13 protein-coding genes are annotated in these 15,494 nt (G+C 44.1%); all 13 read left to right on the top strand.

Annotated elements, in window-relative coordinates; translation table 11 throughout:
* The first annotated feature begins 29 nt into the window (after positions 1–29).
* The 13 genes from VA249_RS07170 to VA249_RS07110 all read left to right on the top strand — a co-directional run bounded on the left by VA249_RS07170 (position 30) and on the right by VA249_RS07110 (position 15,475).
* Positions 30–968, top strand: a complete 939-nt coding sequence (locus tag VA249_RS07170; protein WP_225927111.1) for a universal stress protein — start codon at positions 30–32, stop codon at positions 966–968.
* Positions 969–1,239: 271 nt separating this feature from the next.
* Entirely contained in the window at positions 1,240–1,779 is a 540-nt protein-coding gene (locus tag VA249_RS07165; protein WP_221069632.1) for a heme NO-binding domain-containing protein, read from the top strand.
* Between the two features lie 6 nt (positions 1,780–1,785).
* Positions 1,786–3,489, top strand: coding sequence for an ATP-binding protein (locus VA249_RS07160; RefSeq protein WP_221069631.1), 1,704 nt, complete (start codon positions 1,786–1,788; stop codon positions 3,487–3,489).
* Between the two features lie 166 nt (positions 3,490–3,655).
* Positions 3,656–4,009 carry an STAS domain-containing protein gene (locus VA249_RS07155; RefSeq protein ID WP_221069629.1) on the top strand — a complete coding sequence of 118 codons (354 nt, stop codon included), beginning with the start codon at positions 3,656–3,658 and terminating at the stop codon, positions 4,007–4,009.
* Between the two features lie 172 nt (positions 4,010–4,181).
* Positions 4,182–4,958, top strand: coding sequence for an OmpA family protein (locus VA249_RS07150; protein WP_225927123.1), 777 nt, complete (start codon positions 4,182–4,184; stop codon positions 4,956–4,958).
* Positions 4,959–5,007: 49 nt separating this feature from the next.
* Positions 5,008–7,077 carry an SLBB domain-containing protein gene (locus VA249_RS07145; protein WP_225927122.1) on the top strand — a complete coding sequence of 690 codons (2,070 nt, stop codon included), beginning with the start codon at positions 5,008–5,010 and terminating at the stop codon, positions 7,075–7,077.
* On the top strand, positions 7,077–7,790 hold the full coding sequence (locus VA249_RS07140) for a tyrosine-protein kinase family protein (protein WP_221069253.1): 714 nt from the start codon (positions 7,077–7,079) through the stop codon (positions 7,788–7,790). The genes VA249_RS07145 and VA249_RS07140 overlap by 1 nt, the downstream gene beginning before the upstream one ends.
* 52 nt (positions 7,791–7,842) lie before the next feature.
* Positions 7,843–8,301, top strand: a complete 459-nt coding sequence (locus VA249_RS07135; RefSeq protein WP_221069624.1) for an Hpt domain-containing protein — start codon at positions 7,843–7,845, stop codon at positions 8,299–8,301.
* A gap of 52 nt (positions 8,302–8,353) precedes the next feature.
* The gene (locus VA249_RS07130) at positions 8,354–9,931 is read left to right on the top strand and encodes a sigma-54-dependent transcriptional regulator (RefSeq protein ID WP_221069622.1); all 1,578 of its coding nucleotides are present in this window, start codon (positions 8,354–8,356) and stop codon (positions 9,929–9,931) included.
* On the top strand, positions 9,906–11,165 hold the full coding sequence (locus tag VA249_RS07125; protein ID WP_221069620.1) for a glycosyltransferase: 1,260 nt from the start codon (positions 9,906–9,908) through the stop codon (positions 11,163–11,165). Before VA249_RS07130 ends, VA249_RS07125 begins: the two co-directional genes overlap by 26 nt.
* Before the next feature lie 193 nt (positions 11,166–11,358).
* On the top strand, positions 11,359–12,657 hold the full coding sequence (locus tag VA249_RS07120; RefSeq protein WP_221069618.1) for a glycosyltransferase: 1,299 nt from the start codon (positions 11,359–11,361) through the stop codon (positions 12,655–12,657).
* On the top strand, positions 12,654–14,021 hold the full coding sequence (locus tag VA249_RS07115) for a glycosyltransferase family 4 protein (RefSeq protein ID WP_221069616.1): 1,368 nt from the start codon (positions 12,654–12,656) through the stop codon (positions 14,019–14,021). The genes VA249_RS07120 and VA249_RS07115 overlap by 4 nt, the downstream gene beginning before the upstream one ends.
* Positions 14,018–15,475, top strand: a complete 1,458-nt coding sequence (locus tag VA249_RS07110) for a lipopolysaccharide biosynthesis protein (RefSeq protein ID WP_221069606.1) — start codon at positions 14,018–14,020, stop codon at positions 15,473–15,475. Before VA249_RS07115 ends, VA249_RS07110 begins: the two co-directional genes overlap by 4 nt.
* The last annotated feature ends 19 nt before the right edge of the window (positions 15,476–15,494 follow it).

The raw sequence follows: 15,494 nt of genomic DNA, 5'->3' as shown, positions 1-15,494 counted from the left end.
TCAATACAACACTTAAAGAAAAGGAGGTCATGATGAAAGAGTTTAAAAATATTTTATTCGTAAATCACGGGTTGGAAGGCAAGAGTCACGGACTTACTCAAGCTATCCAAATTGCAGAAAATAACCAAGCCGATCTTAAAGGACTCATCGTCTGCCCATCTTTACCTGCCAGTATGCTCGATTATGAAGCGACATATGAACAATCGCTCATTGATGCACTCGCTACAAATATGAGTGAGATCCAAACTAAGCTTGGCACAACCAACCACCCGAACCCATATCCTATCTCCATAGAATGTGGCAGTTACCCCGCGGTACGGATTATCCGCTCCGTTCATCGTCATCATAATGATTTATTGATTAAGGACGCCGAACTTCAAGATGACGACACTAAAGGCTTTAAAGCACTGGACATGAAACTCCTGCGCAAGTGCCCTTGCCCGATTTGGTTAAACAAAGCATCGAGCAAAGCCGCAAACGCGTTAAATGTGGCTGTCGCCATCGACCCTTGCGTCTCCGACCCCGCAGAGCAAGGATTAGCAATTCGATTGCTACGATTAGCCCGCTCAGTCGCAGATTCAACTAACGGTACACTTCATATCGTTTCCTGCTGGGACTTTCATCTAGAAAGCTATCTTCGTCACCATAGTTGGATTCAAATTGAAGACAGAGTGCTAGATGCTCAAGTCGAAATCGAAAAGAAAACGCACCGCGAAGCGCTAGAGGGACTCATAGAGAAGTCCGCGATCAAGGGCGATCAGGTTGTGCACCATTTACACGGAACGCCAGATGATGAAATACCAAATTGGATACTAGAGAAAGACATTGATGTTTTAGTAATGGGCACCGTCGCTCGCTCAGGAATCCAAGGGCTGTTAGTCGGTAACACCGCAGAAAACATCTTCCAGACCGTTAACTGCTCACTCGTGGTACTCAAACCCGACAACTTTGTATCACCGATCCAATAAATGTATGGAGAGGATGACGATGCCCATGTTTATCGGCACCAATGTTTAACGGTGCTAATGTTTAACTGTGCTAATGCTAAACAACCTCCATACCTAGTGACACATTTGTGAGCGCTATCATCCATTTAACTCACTTCGTTGATGATGGCGCTCAAGCTCATTCAGTTTAGGCTTTACGTTTCTCAATTCTCTCTATTGCTGTTCATAAACGCGCGACAAATGAATAGGTGTGGTTTATTCTTGAAATTAAACCGTGTGAAAGGCGCTATGTATGAAAGGAATCATATTTACAGAATTCATGGAGTTAGTTGAGAGCCACTTTGGTTTAGAGGTCTTAGATCAAGTCTTAGAGGCATCACATGATGAGGGCATCTATACTTCTGTCGGCAGTTACGATCATCGAAGCCTCGTCAAACTCATCGTGAACTTAAGTAAGACGACAGACATTCCTGCAGAAAAACTCCAAGAAATCTTTGGTGAAACCGTATTTCTCAATTTACTGAGAACCATCCCCCCCCAAGCCAGCTTAGTAAAAAGTGACCATTGCTTTCAGTTTATTCGCCACGTAGAAGAATATATTCACGTCGAAGTAAAGAAGCTATACCCGGATGCCGAACCACCACGATTTGAATTTATTTCTGAAACTGAAACCCACTTAGTGATGAATTATAAAAGCGCGCGTTGTATGTCCCACGTTTGCTTTGGGCTAATTAAAGGGTGTGCAAAGTACTTTAATCAAACCGTCGACATTGAAATGGAGCCTCTTAACGCCAGTGGCAGTGAAGTGAAATTCAACGTCACTTTGAAGTAATCGAACATGACTAATGAGTACCTCTCAGCCAATACCGCGTTACTAAGAAAAATTGAGCGTGAGATTGCATCCAGAAAACAAGCGGAAGCGCTCCTAGAACAAAAGAGCTTGGCTTTATTTGAAGCGAACCAAAAATTAGAGCTTGCAGTGGCACAGCTTGAAAAAAGTTCAGCTGAAAACCTAATCAAACTCGAATTTCAACAACAAGTCGATGCGCTACTGATTCATTTTGGGCGTGTCTTTCTGAGAAAAAATCTCGACGACATTATCCTTGATAATTTTACCCAAAAGCTGACTGAAAATACCTTGATAGAACAATGTCGTCTTGTCGTTTTACAGCATCATGATTTAGGTTTAGCTAATCAACAGTACGGTCAACTCAATGCGAACGTCGACCTAAAGGATGGTGAATGGCTCAATGGTGAACTTCAGCTCCCTTTAACTATTCATAACGAAAGATATGGCAGCCTGCGCATCTTAGTGAGAAATCAAGACATCGACCAAGCATTCATTAAGCGTTCAATTGTGCTTGTCACTGAGCTGTTATGTGGGGCAATAAGTCGGCAACACACGATCTATCGTAACATTGAGTCACGAAAGATTGCAGAACAGTCTGAACGGTCAACTCGTGACTTTCTCGCCATGATTAATCACGAGTTAAGAACACCACTCAATGGCTTACTCGGTACGTCCGAACTACTCAGCGAAACCGCTCTTAACCATCAACAGACGATGCTCGTCAATAACCTGTCTCAATCCGGTGAGCTATTAAGAACCATCATTAACGATCTCCTCGATTTCAGTAAGATCAATTCAGGCATGTTTGAATTGATACCCAGCCAGTTTGAAGTGAGATCACTAATTAGCACCTTAGAAAGTATCTTTGAACACAAAGCACAAGAGAAAGGCTTGCTATTCGATATTACAGCCAAAGATAACCTACCCAATGCAATTGATGGCGATCTTGAACGGATTACTCAAGTATTCGTGAACCTAATTGGCAACGCAATTAAATTCACAGATAAAGGTTCTGTTTTGGTCACCCTCGATTGGGAAAATGATCAACTGTCGTTCTCTGTTCAAGACACTGGGATCGGCATTAATGAAAACTCTCAAGAGAAACTGTTTCAGCCATTTACTCAAGTGGATCGTTCTAGCAAAAGGGCATATGAGGGAACCGGATTGGGGTTGGCGATCTGCCAACAATTGATTCAGTTGATGGGCGGTCAGTTATCACTCCAAAGCCAAGAAGGTATTGGCACTCAATTTTACGGCACAATTCCGCTCAAGTCGGTTGGTGACGATTGCTTGCACTTAATAGACACTCCCAAAAAAATGATCCACATTTCAAGCGAACTTGCCATCCTTGTCGTAGATGACATTTTGCTCAATCAAGTCATTATAAAGGAGATGCTCAACAAACTCGGTATTGTTGCCGATATTGCCGCAAATGGCATCGAGGCGTTAACTTCCGCGGAAAAAAGAAACTATGACCTCATTTTTATGGATTGCCGCATGCCAGAAATGGATGGCTTTGAAGCGACAGTCGAATTAAGGAAGCTGAAGTTTGACAACCCCATCATCGCACTCACTGCAGGCACGACACTAGAAGAGCGTAAAAAATGTATTGAGTGTGGCATGAATGATATTTTAACAAAACCCTATACCTCAGAAGATCTAAAGTCCGTTCTGTTAAAATGGACATCCTGATAAATCCTACTTTTTACTCAATCTAGCGACTCATCTTTTAGACTCTCAATATGAGAAAACTCTATTCTCATATTGAGAACTAATTCTATCCAATTGTTTTTAGTGATAATTATTTTAGGCACGTTCCCTGCTCTATCTAAGTAACCCTTATTATGGAGTAGCTATTATGGAACTGCGAAAAATCGACATTAACGAACAATTACTCACTCTTTCAGTTATTGGTGACTTTGATGCATCGTCAAGCAAACAAGCTCAAATCATTATCGATGATGTTCTCACTCATGACTCTCACTCAGAGATTGAGATCGACCTAAGACACGTAGAATTTCTTGATTCTTCAGGCATTGGCGCCATCGTATATTTGTTTAAACGCTTAGTAGAGTCTGAGCGTCATATGCGAATCGAACATGCTCACGGTCAGCCATTAAAGATGTTGCAACTGTTGCGTATTGGCAGTGCCATCCCTCTCAATCGCACATCTCATTCATCACAGACAAGTACTGAACAACCTGTTCATTAACTCACCCTATTCATAAACGAATAAAGATACGAAAGCTGCAAAGAGACGGTTGGCTAGGAGGCTTATCATGCGTTCACATAAGTTGGGAACATCATACAAATTAGCATTACTGCGTAAGCTTACAACAAAGAGCATTTCTTCTGTTCGAGTTGGAAGCCTACTCATTGCAAGTATGTTATTCAATATGGGTTGTGTCAGCTATCCTGAGCAAGGCCAAGGAGGCTTAGGTGAATACACGACCATGGCAGACTTCTCACCCATCCTTCCTGACGAGCCACTAGGCCCTGAGCATGGCCTACGCTTTGACTGGCAACTGGCGCGGTTACAGCTAGACAGCCTAATTCGTGAGGGGGCTGAATGGTGTTTTCCCGCAGCTGTCATACAAGCAAAAACAAAAGAAAACCGAATCGCCCGTGAGCTTGAGGGTAACTTACTGCTCGATGCGGCCAACGATTTGGTGATTTTACGTAAAAACTTATCCCAGCTGGAACATCAACTGGACTACGTAACGCGAGAAGCACGTTGCGAGCCACCGAACCAACAAACTATTGGCGCAGAAATCGCCATCATCGAACAGCTTGTTTCACTGCTCAATGTCGATAATCAATTTGCTATCGACTCGACAGAAATTAATCCTAAATACATGGGTAACCTTGCCGAAGCGGCCAATCTTCTCAAGCAGCACCGACAACTCAATCTCAATGTTACCGGCCATGCCGATGCAACGGGAGATGCGGAATATAACCAGCAGCTTGCGATGGGCCGCGCAAAACAAGTTGAAAGATACTTAACCATCTTTGGCCTTATGCCATCACGAATCCACACGCACTCTGTTGGAGAATCTTTACCTCTATTTGAGGGAAACTCTAGCGCCGTCAAACTCACAAATCGCCGCGTGAGTATCGACATTGTGTCCACCGCCGCTCAAGGGGGCGACCATGAAAACTAAATTTATCACCTCGATGAGACACGCTATTTATCGTTTCGCCCTTTTATTTATGTTGCTCATTGTGCTGACGTTCACGTTTGCCTCTGCTTATGCCAAGCCTGTTCAAATTGGTGATTTAATCCAAGTTAATTTGCCCGGAGAGCCATCGCTTAACCGAAGCTTCCAAGTGGATAAAAGTGGTCGTATTGATCTTCCTGAGATCGGCCATGTTTACGTTGCAGGTTATGAAGATTCACAACTGACCAAAGCTGTACAGTCTCGTCTAAAACAGGTTTTCAGAGACGTGTCTAACGCCAAAATTTACATCGCAGAGCGACAAATTCTGATTTCTGTTCAAGGGTATGTGCAATCACCTGGGGAATACACTTTGCCTCAGTCCACTACAGTCCAAATGGCGCTTCATGCTGCAGGGGGCTTACGTGCTGGTGCGCAGCTCGACAAATTTCAATTAAAGCGTGGACGAGAGACCGTGGTCTTTAATTACAAACAGTTTCTCGACAGTGGTAACGCAAATGGGCTTCCTCAATTACAGTCTCTCGACAATTTGTTTATTCCTGCCTCACCAATGGTTGGCAATATTGAGCAAGAGTTCGACGCAGCAAAACTGGCTAATTCTGGTGACAGCGCCGATTCGCGATCCGCGGTTAAAGTGTTTGGTGAAGTGAACGCTCCTGGTTCATTTAGTTACAAAGAGGATATGGATCTGGTCGACATTATTATGCGATCAGGCGGCGTAACACGATACGCAAGTGTCGAGCAAATCCGCGTGATTTCCAACAACCGCCCTACACTGTTCAACCTTAAAAAATACCTCGATAGTGGCGATCAATCTTTGCTGCCAATTTTGGCAAAAGGCGCGACCGTTTTTGTGCCTAAGATGGAAGAAGAAATTAAATCCGGTTCAAATACCGTATATGTGATGGGTGAAGTGGCCGAACCGGGTGCGTTTCAAGGCAACAAAGGCGCGACGTTCATGGATATTTTGGCCAATGCCGGCGGCCCTACTCGTTTCGCAGAGTCACGTCAAATACGCATCATTAAAGCCAATGGTACAGTATTGAACTTTGACCTTACCGCTTTTACCGAGGGACTTGCGAGCAAAGCGCCACCAGCTATCGCACCGGGCGACGCCATTTTTGTTCCAGAAAAAACCGACATGAATGAAAAATCATGGCTTAAAGTTTCCCCTAATCGAGCGGTAAGTGTGATTGGTGAAGTCGTCCGCCCTGGCCGTATCGAATGGTCAAATGAAATGGACTTAATGGATCTTCTTTCTCACGTTGGTGGCCCAACCTTGCGTGCAGACACCACCACCATTGAAGTGGTCACCAGTGGCGGTAAAACGGTGATTTTCGATCTTGATGCATTCATCAAAAACGGCGCTATGCGCTCTCAACTTCCTCACATTGCCGCTGGTTCTGTCGTTCGTGTTCATGACTTACCGCAAGACCCATCAGACAATAAATCACAATGGGTTCGTCAAAGCTCCGATGCATCCATCTACGTGTTTGGCCAAGTCAATGCGCCGGGTCGTTATCGCTTCACCAAAGAAATGCACTTCCTCGATATCCTCTCGGCAGCCGATGGGCCAACGTTGGACGCGGATATTCACAACATCCGAATCACTCATCGTGACAAATCTTATTCCAAAGTCAGCAAGCTCAACTTATCGCTCTACTTTGAAACTGGTGATGAGTCTTTACTTCCATCCGTAACCACTGGCGATACCATCTATATTCCTGAAAAGAACAAAAACTGGCTCGACCGTTCAAAAGAATCGACGGTTCGCGTTCTTGGTGCTGTCAACAAACCCGGTCGATATGTCTTTGACGACAACATGACAATTCTTGATCTTCTCGCCGAAGCGGGTGGACCTCATGAACAAGCTTATCTAGAAAAAATCAGTGTCGTTAATATGTCTTGCTGCCAAAGCCAAGCCGTGACATTTGATTTGGTGGAGTTCAGTAAAACAGCGAACTTTCGAAAACTTCCAGTGCTAAGAGCTGGAGACACCGTGTATGTCCCCCATCAGCGCGATAGCTTCATGGAAAAAGCCCGTAATGGATTAGACGACGTTCTAAAAATCGCCACCACGATCGTTTTAATAGGAGCACTCTAATGACGATGTCGAGCACACTTGTCGAGGTCGAACAGTTGTTCATTCAATTAGAGCTTAAGTGCAGCAGCAGTGTCTGTGTCACAGCTGATAAATCAGGTGCAGGTGCGACTTCTCTAGCCATGGCATTAACCGAACGTTACTTGCTCTCGGGTTACCGAACGCTTTATGTTGATTTCAATTTGTTTAATCCAAGTTTTCAAACCGTGGAAGTGAGCAGAAACGAAACGGTCACAGACTATCAACCTGTTCACTCTCTCAACTTAATCGAGCACAAGCGTGTGCAAAAGGTGTTTGCTGGATTCATGGCACCACCAAGCAAGTCCGAACAGATGCCTTTTCGGGCCCCGCTTTCATTGCAAACACACTTAGCAACCTGGCTGGAAACCTACGACCGCGTGGTTTTCGATACTTCACCACTTGCACAATGTAATCAATCCAATATTCCTACAACTGTGGTGGCGAACCAGTGTGACGCCACCATTCTTGTGGTTGCAGCACAAACAAGCTCTAACGAAAGTGTGCTGACTGCATTAAATCAACTTGAAGCGAACGATTGCCCGTTTGTTGGTATTGCTCTAAACCAATTTCGAACGCGCTCCCTCTCCGAGGACATCATGAGTTCGCCCTTTTTCTACCGGACGCTTCCACGACGGATTCAAACAACATTCGAACGTTTTATGAGTAAATATGCCCTATTTCAACAAGCCACATGAGATACGGCTCCCACATATCCGACGATAAATGAGTGACGAAGGTGTTACAAAGATGATAAAAACATGGATAAAGAGATTATGGACGACCAATAACGTCGAAGATCGCCCTCAAGCAAACTCGCATAAAAAGGAGTCTGACGTAATGGAAAGCAAGAATGATTATCTCATTAATCACGATACGATTGATCAAATTGTAAAAGACACCAGCATAGAGATACTGCCACTCTTAATTGAGAACTACCTTGAAGAAGCGACGCTTCGTTCAGATAACATTCTTAAGGCATTGGATAAACAAGATTTTGAGACTTTAGAGTTTGAAGCCCATACTTTAGGTAGCACTTCGTTAGCGATGGGCGCAACAGGATTGGGGTTGTTAGCACGAAAAATCGAAACGGCTTGTTTAAATGGAACGCCTACGAAAGCGTTGGAACATAAGATGGAGTTTCAACAACTCGCGGAACAATCCAAACTTGCCTTTTCCAAAATACTAGAACAGGCTAAAACTGAATAAGTACACCTATATATTACGTCATTGGCTTTAGAAGAAATGGTAAGGATGCACTATGAGACCAAAGGTACTGTTAGTTGAAGACTCAAATTCGCTGGCGATACTCTATCAACAATATGTTAAAGATGAGCCATATGACTTATTTCACGTTGAGACAGGTAGAGACGCAAAGGCTTTCATCGAACAACAGAAGCCACAGCTCGTCATTTTGGATCTCAAATTACCGGATACCACTGGCGAAGAGATTCTTGACTGGATTATTGAACAACAATTCCCTAGCGCGGTCATTATCGCTACAGCGCATGGTTCTGTAGATGTCGCCGTTAAACTGATCCAAAAAGGGGCGAACGATTTTTTAGAAAAACCTATCCAAGCAAACAGACTAAAAACATCCATTCAACTTCACCTCAAACAGGCCAAACTTGAACACTTAGTCACTAAACTAGAAACCACGTTTGACCGTGCGAACTTTCATGGGTTCATTGGTTCTAGCCTACCCATGCAAGCCGTGTACAAAATCATCGAATCGGCCGCCCCAACCACTGCCAGTGTGTTTATTCATGGGGAAAGTGGAACGGGTAAAGAAGTCTGTGCAGAAGCCATTCACCGAGAAAGCAACCGAGCCAATAAACCCTTTGTGGCCATCAATTGTGGCGCAATTCCACGTGACCTTATGGAAAGTGAGATCTTTGGCCACGTAAAAGGTGCATTTACAGGCGCAACGAGTGATCGAAAAGGTGCGGCGATGCAAGCCAATGGCGGAACCCTTTTCCTCGATGAGCTTTGTGAAATGGAGTTAGACATGCAGAAGAAGCTACTGCGTTTTCTGCAAACGGGCACATTCACACCACTGGGTGGTAATCGTGAACTGAAAGTAGACGTTCGGATCATTTGCGCGACAAACCGTGACCCTTTACAAGAAGTATCGCAAGGCCGATTTAGAGAAGACCTATACTACCGAGTGCATGTGATTCCAATCGAGCTTCCTCCCCTAAGAGAAAGAGGCAAAGACATTGCGACACTTGCCAAACATTTTGTTCGAGTTTATGCCAAACAAGATGGCAAGCATTTCAATACAATCTTGCCTGATGCAGAAAAGATCATCATCAATTACGATTGGCCAGGTAATGTTCGACAGCTTCAAAACATCATGCGCAACATTGTAGTACTTAATGATGGTACGAAGGTGAAACGTGAACATCTCCCTGCGCCCTTAAACCAAACCGCTGGGCAAAAGCAGTTAACCCGTCAGAGCCCACAAACTATTAGTGTAAATAACGAGCCATCTCGTTCCGCTTCCGCTCATACCGAGTCATCGTCAACGGTGGGGACTGCTGAAAGCCTAGGGCCAAACGCAACAACCATAAATAGCGCGGCATTCGCAACCAATAATGAGAGCATTGAGTCGGATATTATGAGCAAAATTTCTGATGGCGGAAATACGGAGACTTCTCAAAGCGTGCAAGTTAAACCAATGTGGCAAGTGGAAAGAGAAACGATCCAAAACGCGATCGAAATATGCAATGGAAATGTCTTAAACGCTGCCGTGTTACTCGATTTGAGCCCATCAACGGTTTACCGTAAAAAGCAACAATGGGAAGCGGACGATGAGCAGATCCAAACCCAGATGTGATCTCGTCAACGCACCAATACGCCAAGGTGAGCTATGGATACTGATTGATAGCCTCACCTACGGTGGGATTGAAACCCATGTCGTGGAGCTTGCTCAGGGTCTTAAAAGCTATTATCGTCTTAAAAGCTATTATCGCCTTAAAAACGATTATGGCCTTAAAAGCTATTATGCTCTTGAACCTAATCATAACGTTGACATGGTTCCTGACTTAGATACCAATCAAGACCTAAATAACAGCCATCAAACCGTTCGCGTTGTATTGGTTGAACGATATGACCAATCTGCTGCAATTATCGACAAACTGCGTGCACACTCAATACCTTATAGTTACCTCGATGAACTCAATGCTTCCAGCACGACAAAAATCACTGCGAAGCAACCCAACATACTGCGCCAATTGATTGCCGCCATAAATTGCTATCGGCCGCGCCTTATACATGCACATGGTTACAAAGCCAGCATCTACAGTAAACTCTGTAAGTTACACACTCGCCATCGATTTAAACAAGTGACGACGTTTCATGCCGGAGAAACACCTGTGGGAAAAGTTAAATGGTACGATCGACTTGATCGCTATTCCGCTTTTCTATCCGATGTTTGCTTAAGCGTTAGCCCGTCGATTCAAAGGAGGGTTCCACATAAAAGCCATGTGCTAAATAATTTTATTTCTTTACCGTACACCCGAACAAGCATCTCTATAGACGCTCAAAGTAATCCAGCACAACAGGATAACAACAAACCAAAACAGGTCGCTTTTGTTGGACGATTGAGTCATGAAAAAGGGCCTGACCGATTCATTGAACTCGCCAAACAAAGCCCAGCTAACGGCTTCTGTTTATACGGCGATGGCGATATGAGGAAAAGTCTTGAGTCGCACGCTAGCGCTAACGTCAAATTCGCTGGCTTTCAACCTAATATGGCCGATTGCTGGCACAATATTGATATTCTGCTCATAACATCTCGATTTGAGGGATTACCTATGACAGCAATTGAAGCTATGGCACGAGGTATTCCCGTCATTTCTCTCAATGTTGGGGCAATCTCGACGCTTATTACTCACAGGCACAATGGTTGGGTTGCACAAGACATGACAACACTGTTCCAATGCTTGGTGGAATGGGAGGAAATGGATTGGGTTGCTCGGCTTGAGATTCAGTCCAATGCATACCAAACCATTAAGCAGCATTTTTCAAGTGAAGCCGTCATCCCACAAATCATCAAACTTTATTCTTGAATTGATTCTCAATTTGACAATCTAAACCACCCCGCGCCAACTAAAGATAAAAACCTTAATATTCAACACATTAAACATGGCACTTGTCTTGCTTTGTCTCTATACGAACAAATTTTGTCTTTATAAGAACAACATGTCTTTGTGCGAACAAAGTGTTGCTATAGAAATAAAACGAAAACAAGAGATGCTTACCATGAAGAAAACATCCCAAGTTAGGTTTGGCTCAGTTAGGAATATTCTGTTTGTTCACTATGGCGATCAGTGGATACGAGGCAGTGAAGTGTGTTTGCTCAACTTAATGACCAGTCTAAGTAATAAGTTCAATCCCATTTTGTGGACAAATAATGACGCTTTACATCAGCGAACGATTGAAGAAAACATCCAATCTCATTATGAAGAGTTTTCCGTCTTATTTGGCTGGTTGAGCCCAAAGCTCGATTTCTCTGCGACTTGGCAATTAGTGCGACAAGCTTGTTCATTCATTCGTGAATATGACATCCAATTGATCCACGTAAACAGTGCCGCACCAAACCAATGGGTCGTTCTTGCCGCGTATCTCATGCGTGTACCTCTCACTACTCAGTTACACTGTCACTACAATCTACGTGACCGCGCCGGTTTGCTCCTGCACTTATGCCCTCACATTATCACTGTGAGTAAAGCGGTTAGCCTTGGCATGCTTCAAGATGGTTATCCGAGTTCTCAACTGAGCGTGATTTACAACGGCGTAGCTCACCATCACCACCACCACCATAGCGCAAGCAGCTTGCCATTATCTGTCAAAGAGAAACTCGCAATACCACAATGCGATCAAGTATTGATAAGTGTCGGCTCTCTCATCGTTCGTAAAGGCTTTGATAGACTTATCCACGCCTTGCATGCCCTATCAAACAAAGCCGGAGAAGGGCCTAATGTTCATCTTGTCATCATTGGTGATGGCCCTTGCCGAAAACCATTGTCATCACTTGTTAGGCGCTTAAAGTTAGAGCATCTCATTCACTTTGTTGGAGAACAGAGTAATGTCCAGCATTGGTTAGCGGGTGGTTGTGACGCTTTCATTAGTGGTGCACGCAGTGAGGCTTTTGGCCTTGTGTTAATCGAAGCAGCATTTGCAAAACTCCCCATCATCGCGCCAAACGTGGGCGGAATTCCTGAGGTCATCCACGACCAACAATCAGGTATTCTCTATGATTCATCTCAATCTGAGGATGGCATTGCTCATGCAATAAGCCAGGTTTTGCAAAACAAAAAATACGCAAAAATGCTGGCAAATAACGCGTTTGAACGTGCCAATACCCACTTTTCATTGGAAGCCAACACAAACGCTATCGAGTCACTCTACGATTCAATTCTTTCTCGACGTTCAGCAGTTCATCAATCACGCGTAACGCAATTAAGCCGCGTTATCAGTGCCTTATATCGTCCTGTGCGCACGTTTTTAATCTCTCGCTTTAAGCATCTCGCCACGCCCAAAACGGAGGTCATGTCATGAACTCATTCACTTACATGATTTATGATCCAATTCCTTTCAATGGTGGGTCAAAAATCGCCACTCGTCATATGTTAGAACAACTCCCTAACACGACTACCTGTCACATTTTGACCGCAGATATAGCGAGTTGGCACCGCTTTCGCACCCAAACATCGGCAACGACGCAAGCATCCGTATCGAAACAGACATCGGCATCTAAACAGACATTAAACAATCGCAAACTCATTTTGCATGAGCTGAAATGTCCTGCTTCTTTGTATCAAAGTACTCAAGGTGTGATGTATTGGATGTCACAGCTGATTTTTTTATGTCAGATCGCGTTTGTCTGGTCACTTGCATCGTTAAGAAGTACATCGCCACTGAGTAAGCTCATCCTTATCTCCGGCCCTGGTATTGATATGGCAGGCTACCTGTTTGCTCAAGTTACGCGTCTATTTAAAGCAATACCCATCATTCAGTTTATACATGGTCCGGTATTTGGCAGTAGAGCGGTGGCATGGTGTCTAAAGCAGGGGCACACTACCTTTTACCTCGACTCTTCTAAAAACTATATCTCACGCTTACTAGGTCTTGAAGATGACAAACCATTACCGCATCATTTCCATACGTTTATCAACGGTATCCCTGCGTCTCAGTGGCCAACAAGCAACGGTTCTAGCCAAAATAAGCAAACGCAACAAAATAGGCGCTCAGTGAACAGCCCAACTCATAATCGGTCAAGAGCACGCCCCACACTGTTTTGGGCAGCATCACTACTCAAATGGAAAGGACTTGACCATTTCATTGAGGCCCATCAAACCGCAGATTTATCGAATAAAGCCATCACCAAGATTTGTTACATCAAGCCTCAAAACTCCACTTTGGAACAGAGTAACGCGCCGGTTCAACGACTAAATATTGTTTGGTTTGAAGCGCCGGAAAATATTGATGATATTCGCGCAACTGCCGATATCTTTGTCTCGACAAGTCAAAGTGAACCGTTTGGCATGTCAGTACTTGAATCATTAGCCGCTGGTCTTCTCGTCGTCATTCCTAAAGACGGCGCATATTGGGATCAAGTGCTCACACATCATGTCAATTGCATAAAGTATGACATCTCTGATGAGAGCGCTTTGGCAAAAACATTGGCGGAAGTTGTGAAATCTATCGAGCAGTTACGCCCCATCGCAAATCAAGGCCGTTTAGTTGCCGATCGTTATCGAGCAAACATCACCTACTCTTCCATAGTCGAAGCACTCTTAAATCAAGACCCAGCTAGCCAACGTTCCGCGACCCTAAACTCAACAAAACAAGGCTCAACAAAACATAACGCTACAAAACAAAGTTCAACCAAGCAAGACGCAACAAAAGAGGAAGTGGCATGAGGTTGTCTGCGATAAAGAATATTGCGAGTTATGGCGTGGCACTTTGCATTATGAAAGGCACGTCATTACTCATGCTGCCTCTCATTACGCGTTACTTATCTCCCACCGAATATGGTCAGTTGGAGCTATTGACCATCACAAGTTCATTTATTGCCTTGCTGACTTGTTGCTCTTTGCATGAGGCACTCTATCGTTTCGCCCTACACGATAAGAAAAATGAATCGTTCGAGCGTGTCGAATATAAAGCAAACCAAATCTTCACCATCACCCAACTCGTCTCCTTAGGGTTAATGTTGGGCATTGGCTTTACCGCACTTTGTTTTTACCAAAGTGTTGAAGCACTACTCAGCCATTACCACTTACAGCTTAAAGACATTGTCATTTTGAGCTTATCTTTATGCATAGGAGGCTCTTTATCGATTGGGTTAGCCTGGTTGAGAATGAAAGACGACATAAAAAACTTTGTAGTGATTTCCATTACCACAACTCTGATTCAAGCCCTATGTGTTTTGCTCTTACTTGAATACGGATATGGTATAACCGGTGTATTACTGGCCGGATTATTTACCCATCTCATGCAATGGTTCTGGGTGACCAAAACGTCCGGTTTACAATTCGTAACACCGACTCGGTTACTCTTTAGCCTGACCATGAAATACACCATTCCACTCACCGCTTCTACTCTTGTTGCGTTTGGACTCAACGGCGCAGAAAGGTGGCTTGTCTTAGCAAGCTCTGACCTAGAGACGCTTGGGCAGTATGCGATTGCCAGTAAGTTCGCTTTGGCGGCATGTATCCTTATGCAACCTTTTGGGATGTGGTGGATGCCCAAACGATTCGCAATGCTAAACAGTGATGTCAGCATGACCGAGCGAATTTCGCTATTGGGCATTGTTTTGATCGGCGTAATTATCATTAGCGTTGCTGCAACAAGCCAACTATTACTCACCTTTGTTCTTACTACAGATTACCAATTCGCCATTACGTTCATTCTAGGTACACTCTTTATGGTACTCGGAAAAGAAATGGCAGAGCTTATCAACCTCGGCATTCTCTACCAGAAACAAACGAATACTCTGTTTGCTATTAATAGCGCCACGACCATAATTGGGATTTCAGGATGCGTTTTCTTTCTCGACCTAGGTGTCTGGGCTGTCATGATAATCATTGGCGTGTTCCAGCTCATAAAAGCCCTAAGCGTGTTTTATTACAGTCAACGAGCTTTCCACGTCTTTTCTCACGCAAAAATTCTCATTGCCGTCCCTGTCATCTCTGCATGCTCATTGTTTGGTATTTATTGCGCTTCATCCCCCGTAATGGTGAGTGTTATCGCCCTCATCGCTTTACTGCTGTTTTTAACGATGGCGCTAACACTTACTAGCCCAGAGCATCGAATAACGCTAAGACGCGCCCTATCCCAAGCAATCCGTCGTTCAGGATTCGCCCATGATTGATAACCAGATTGATAGTCAA

The sequence above is a fragment of the Vibrio alfacsensis genome (assembly GCF_019670485.1).
GTDB classification, from domain to species: domain Bacteria; phylum Pseudomonadota; class Gammaproteobacteria; order Enterobacterales; family Vibrionaceae; genus Vibrio; species Vibrio alfacsensis.
Note: the sequence above shows the minus strand (reverse complement) of the source record. Positions and strands in the feature narration are given on the sequence as shown.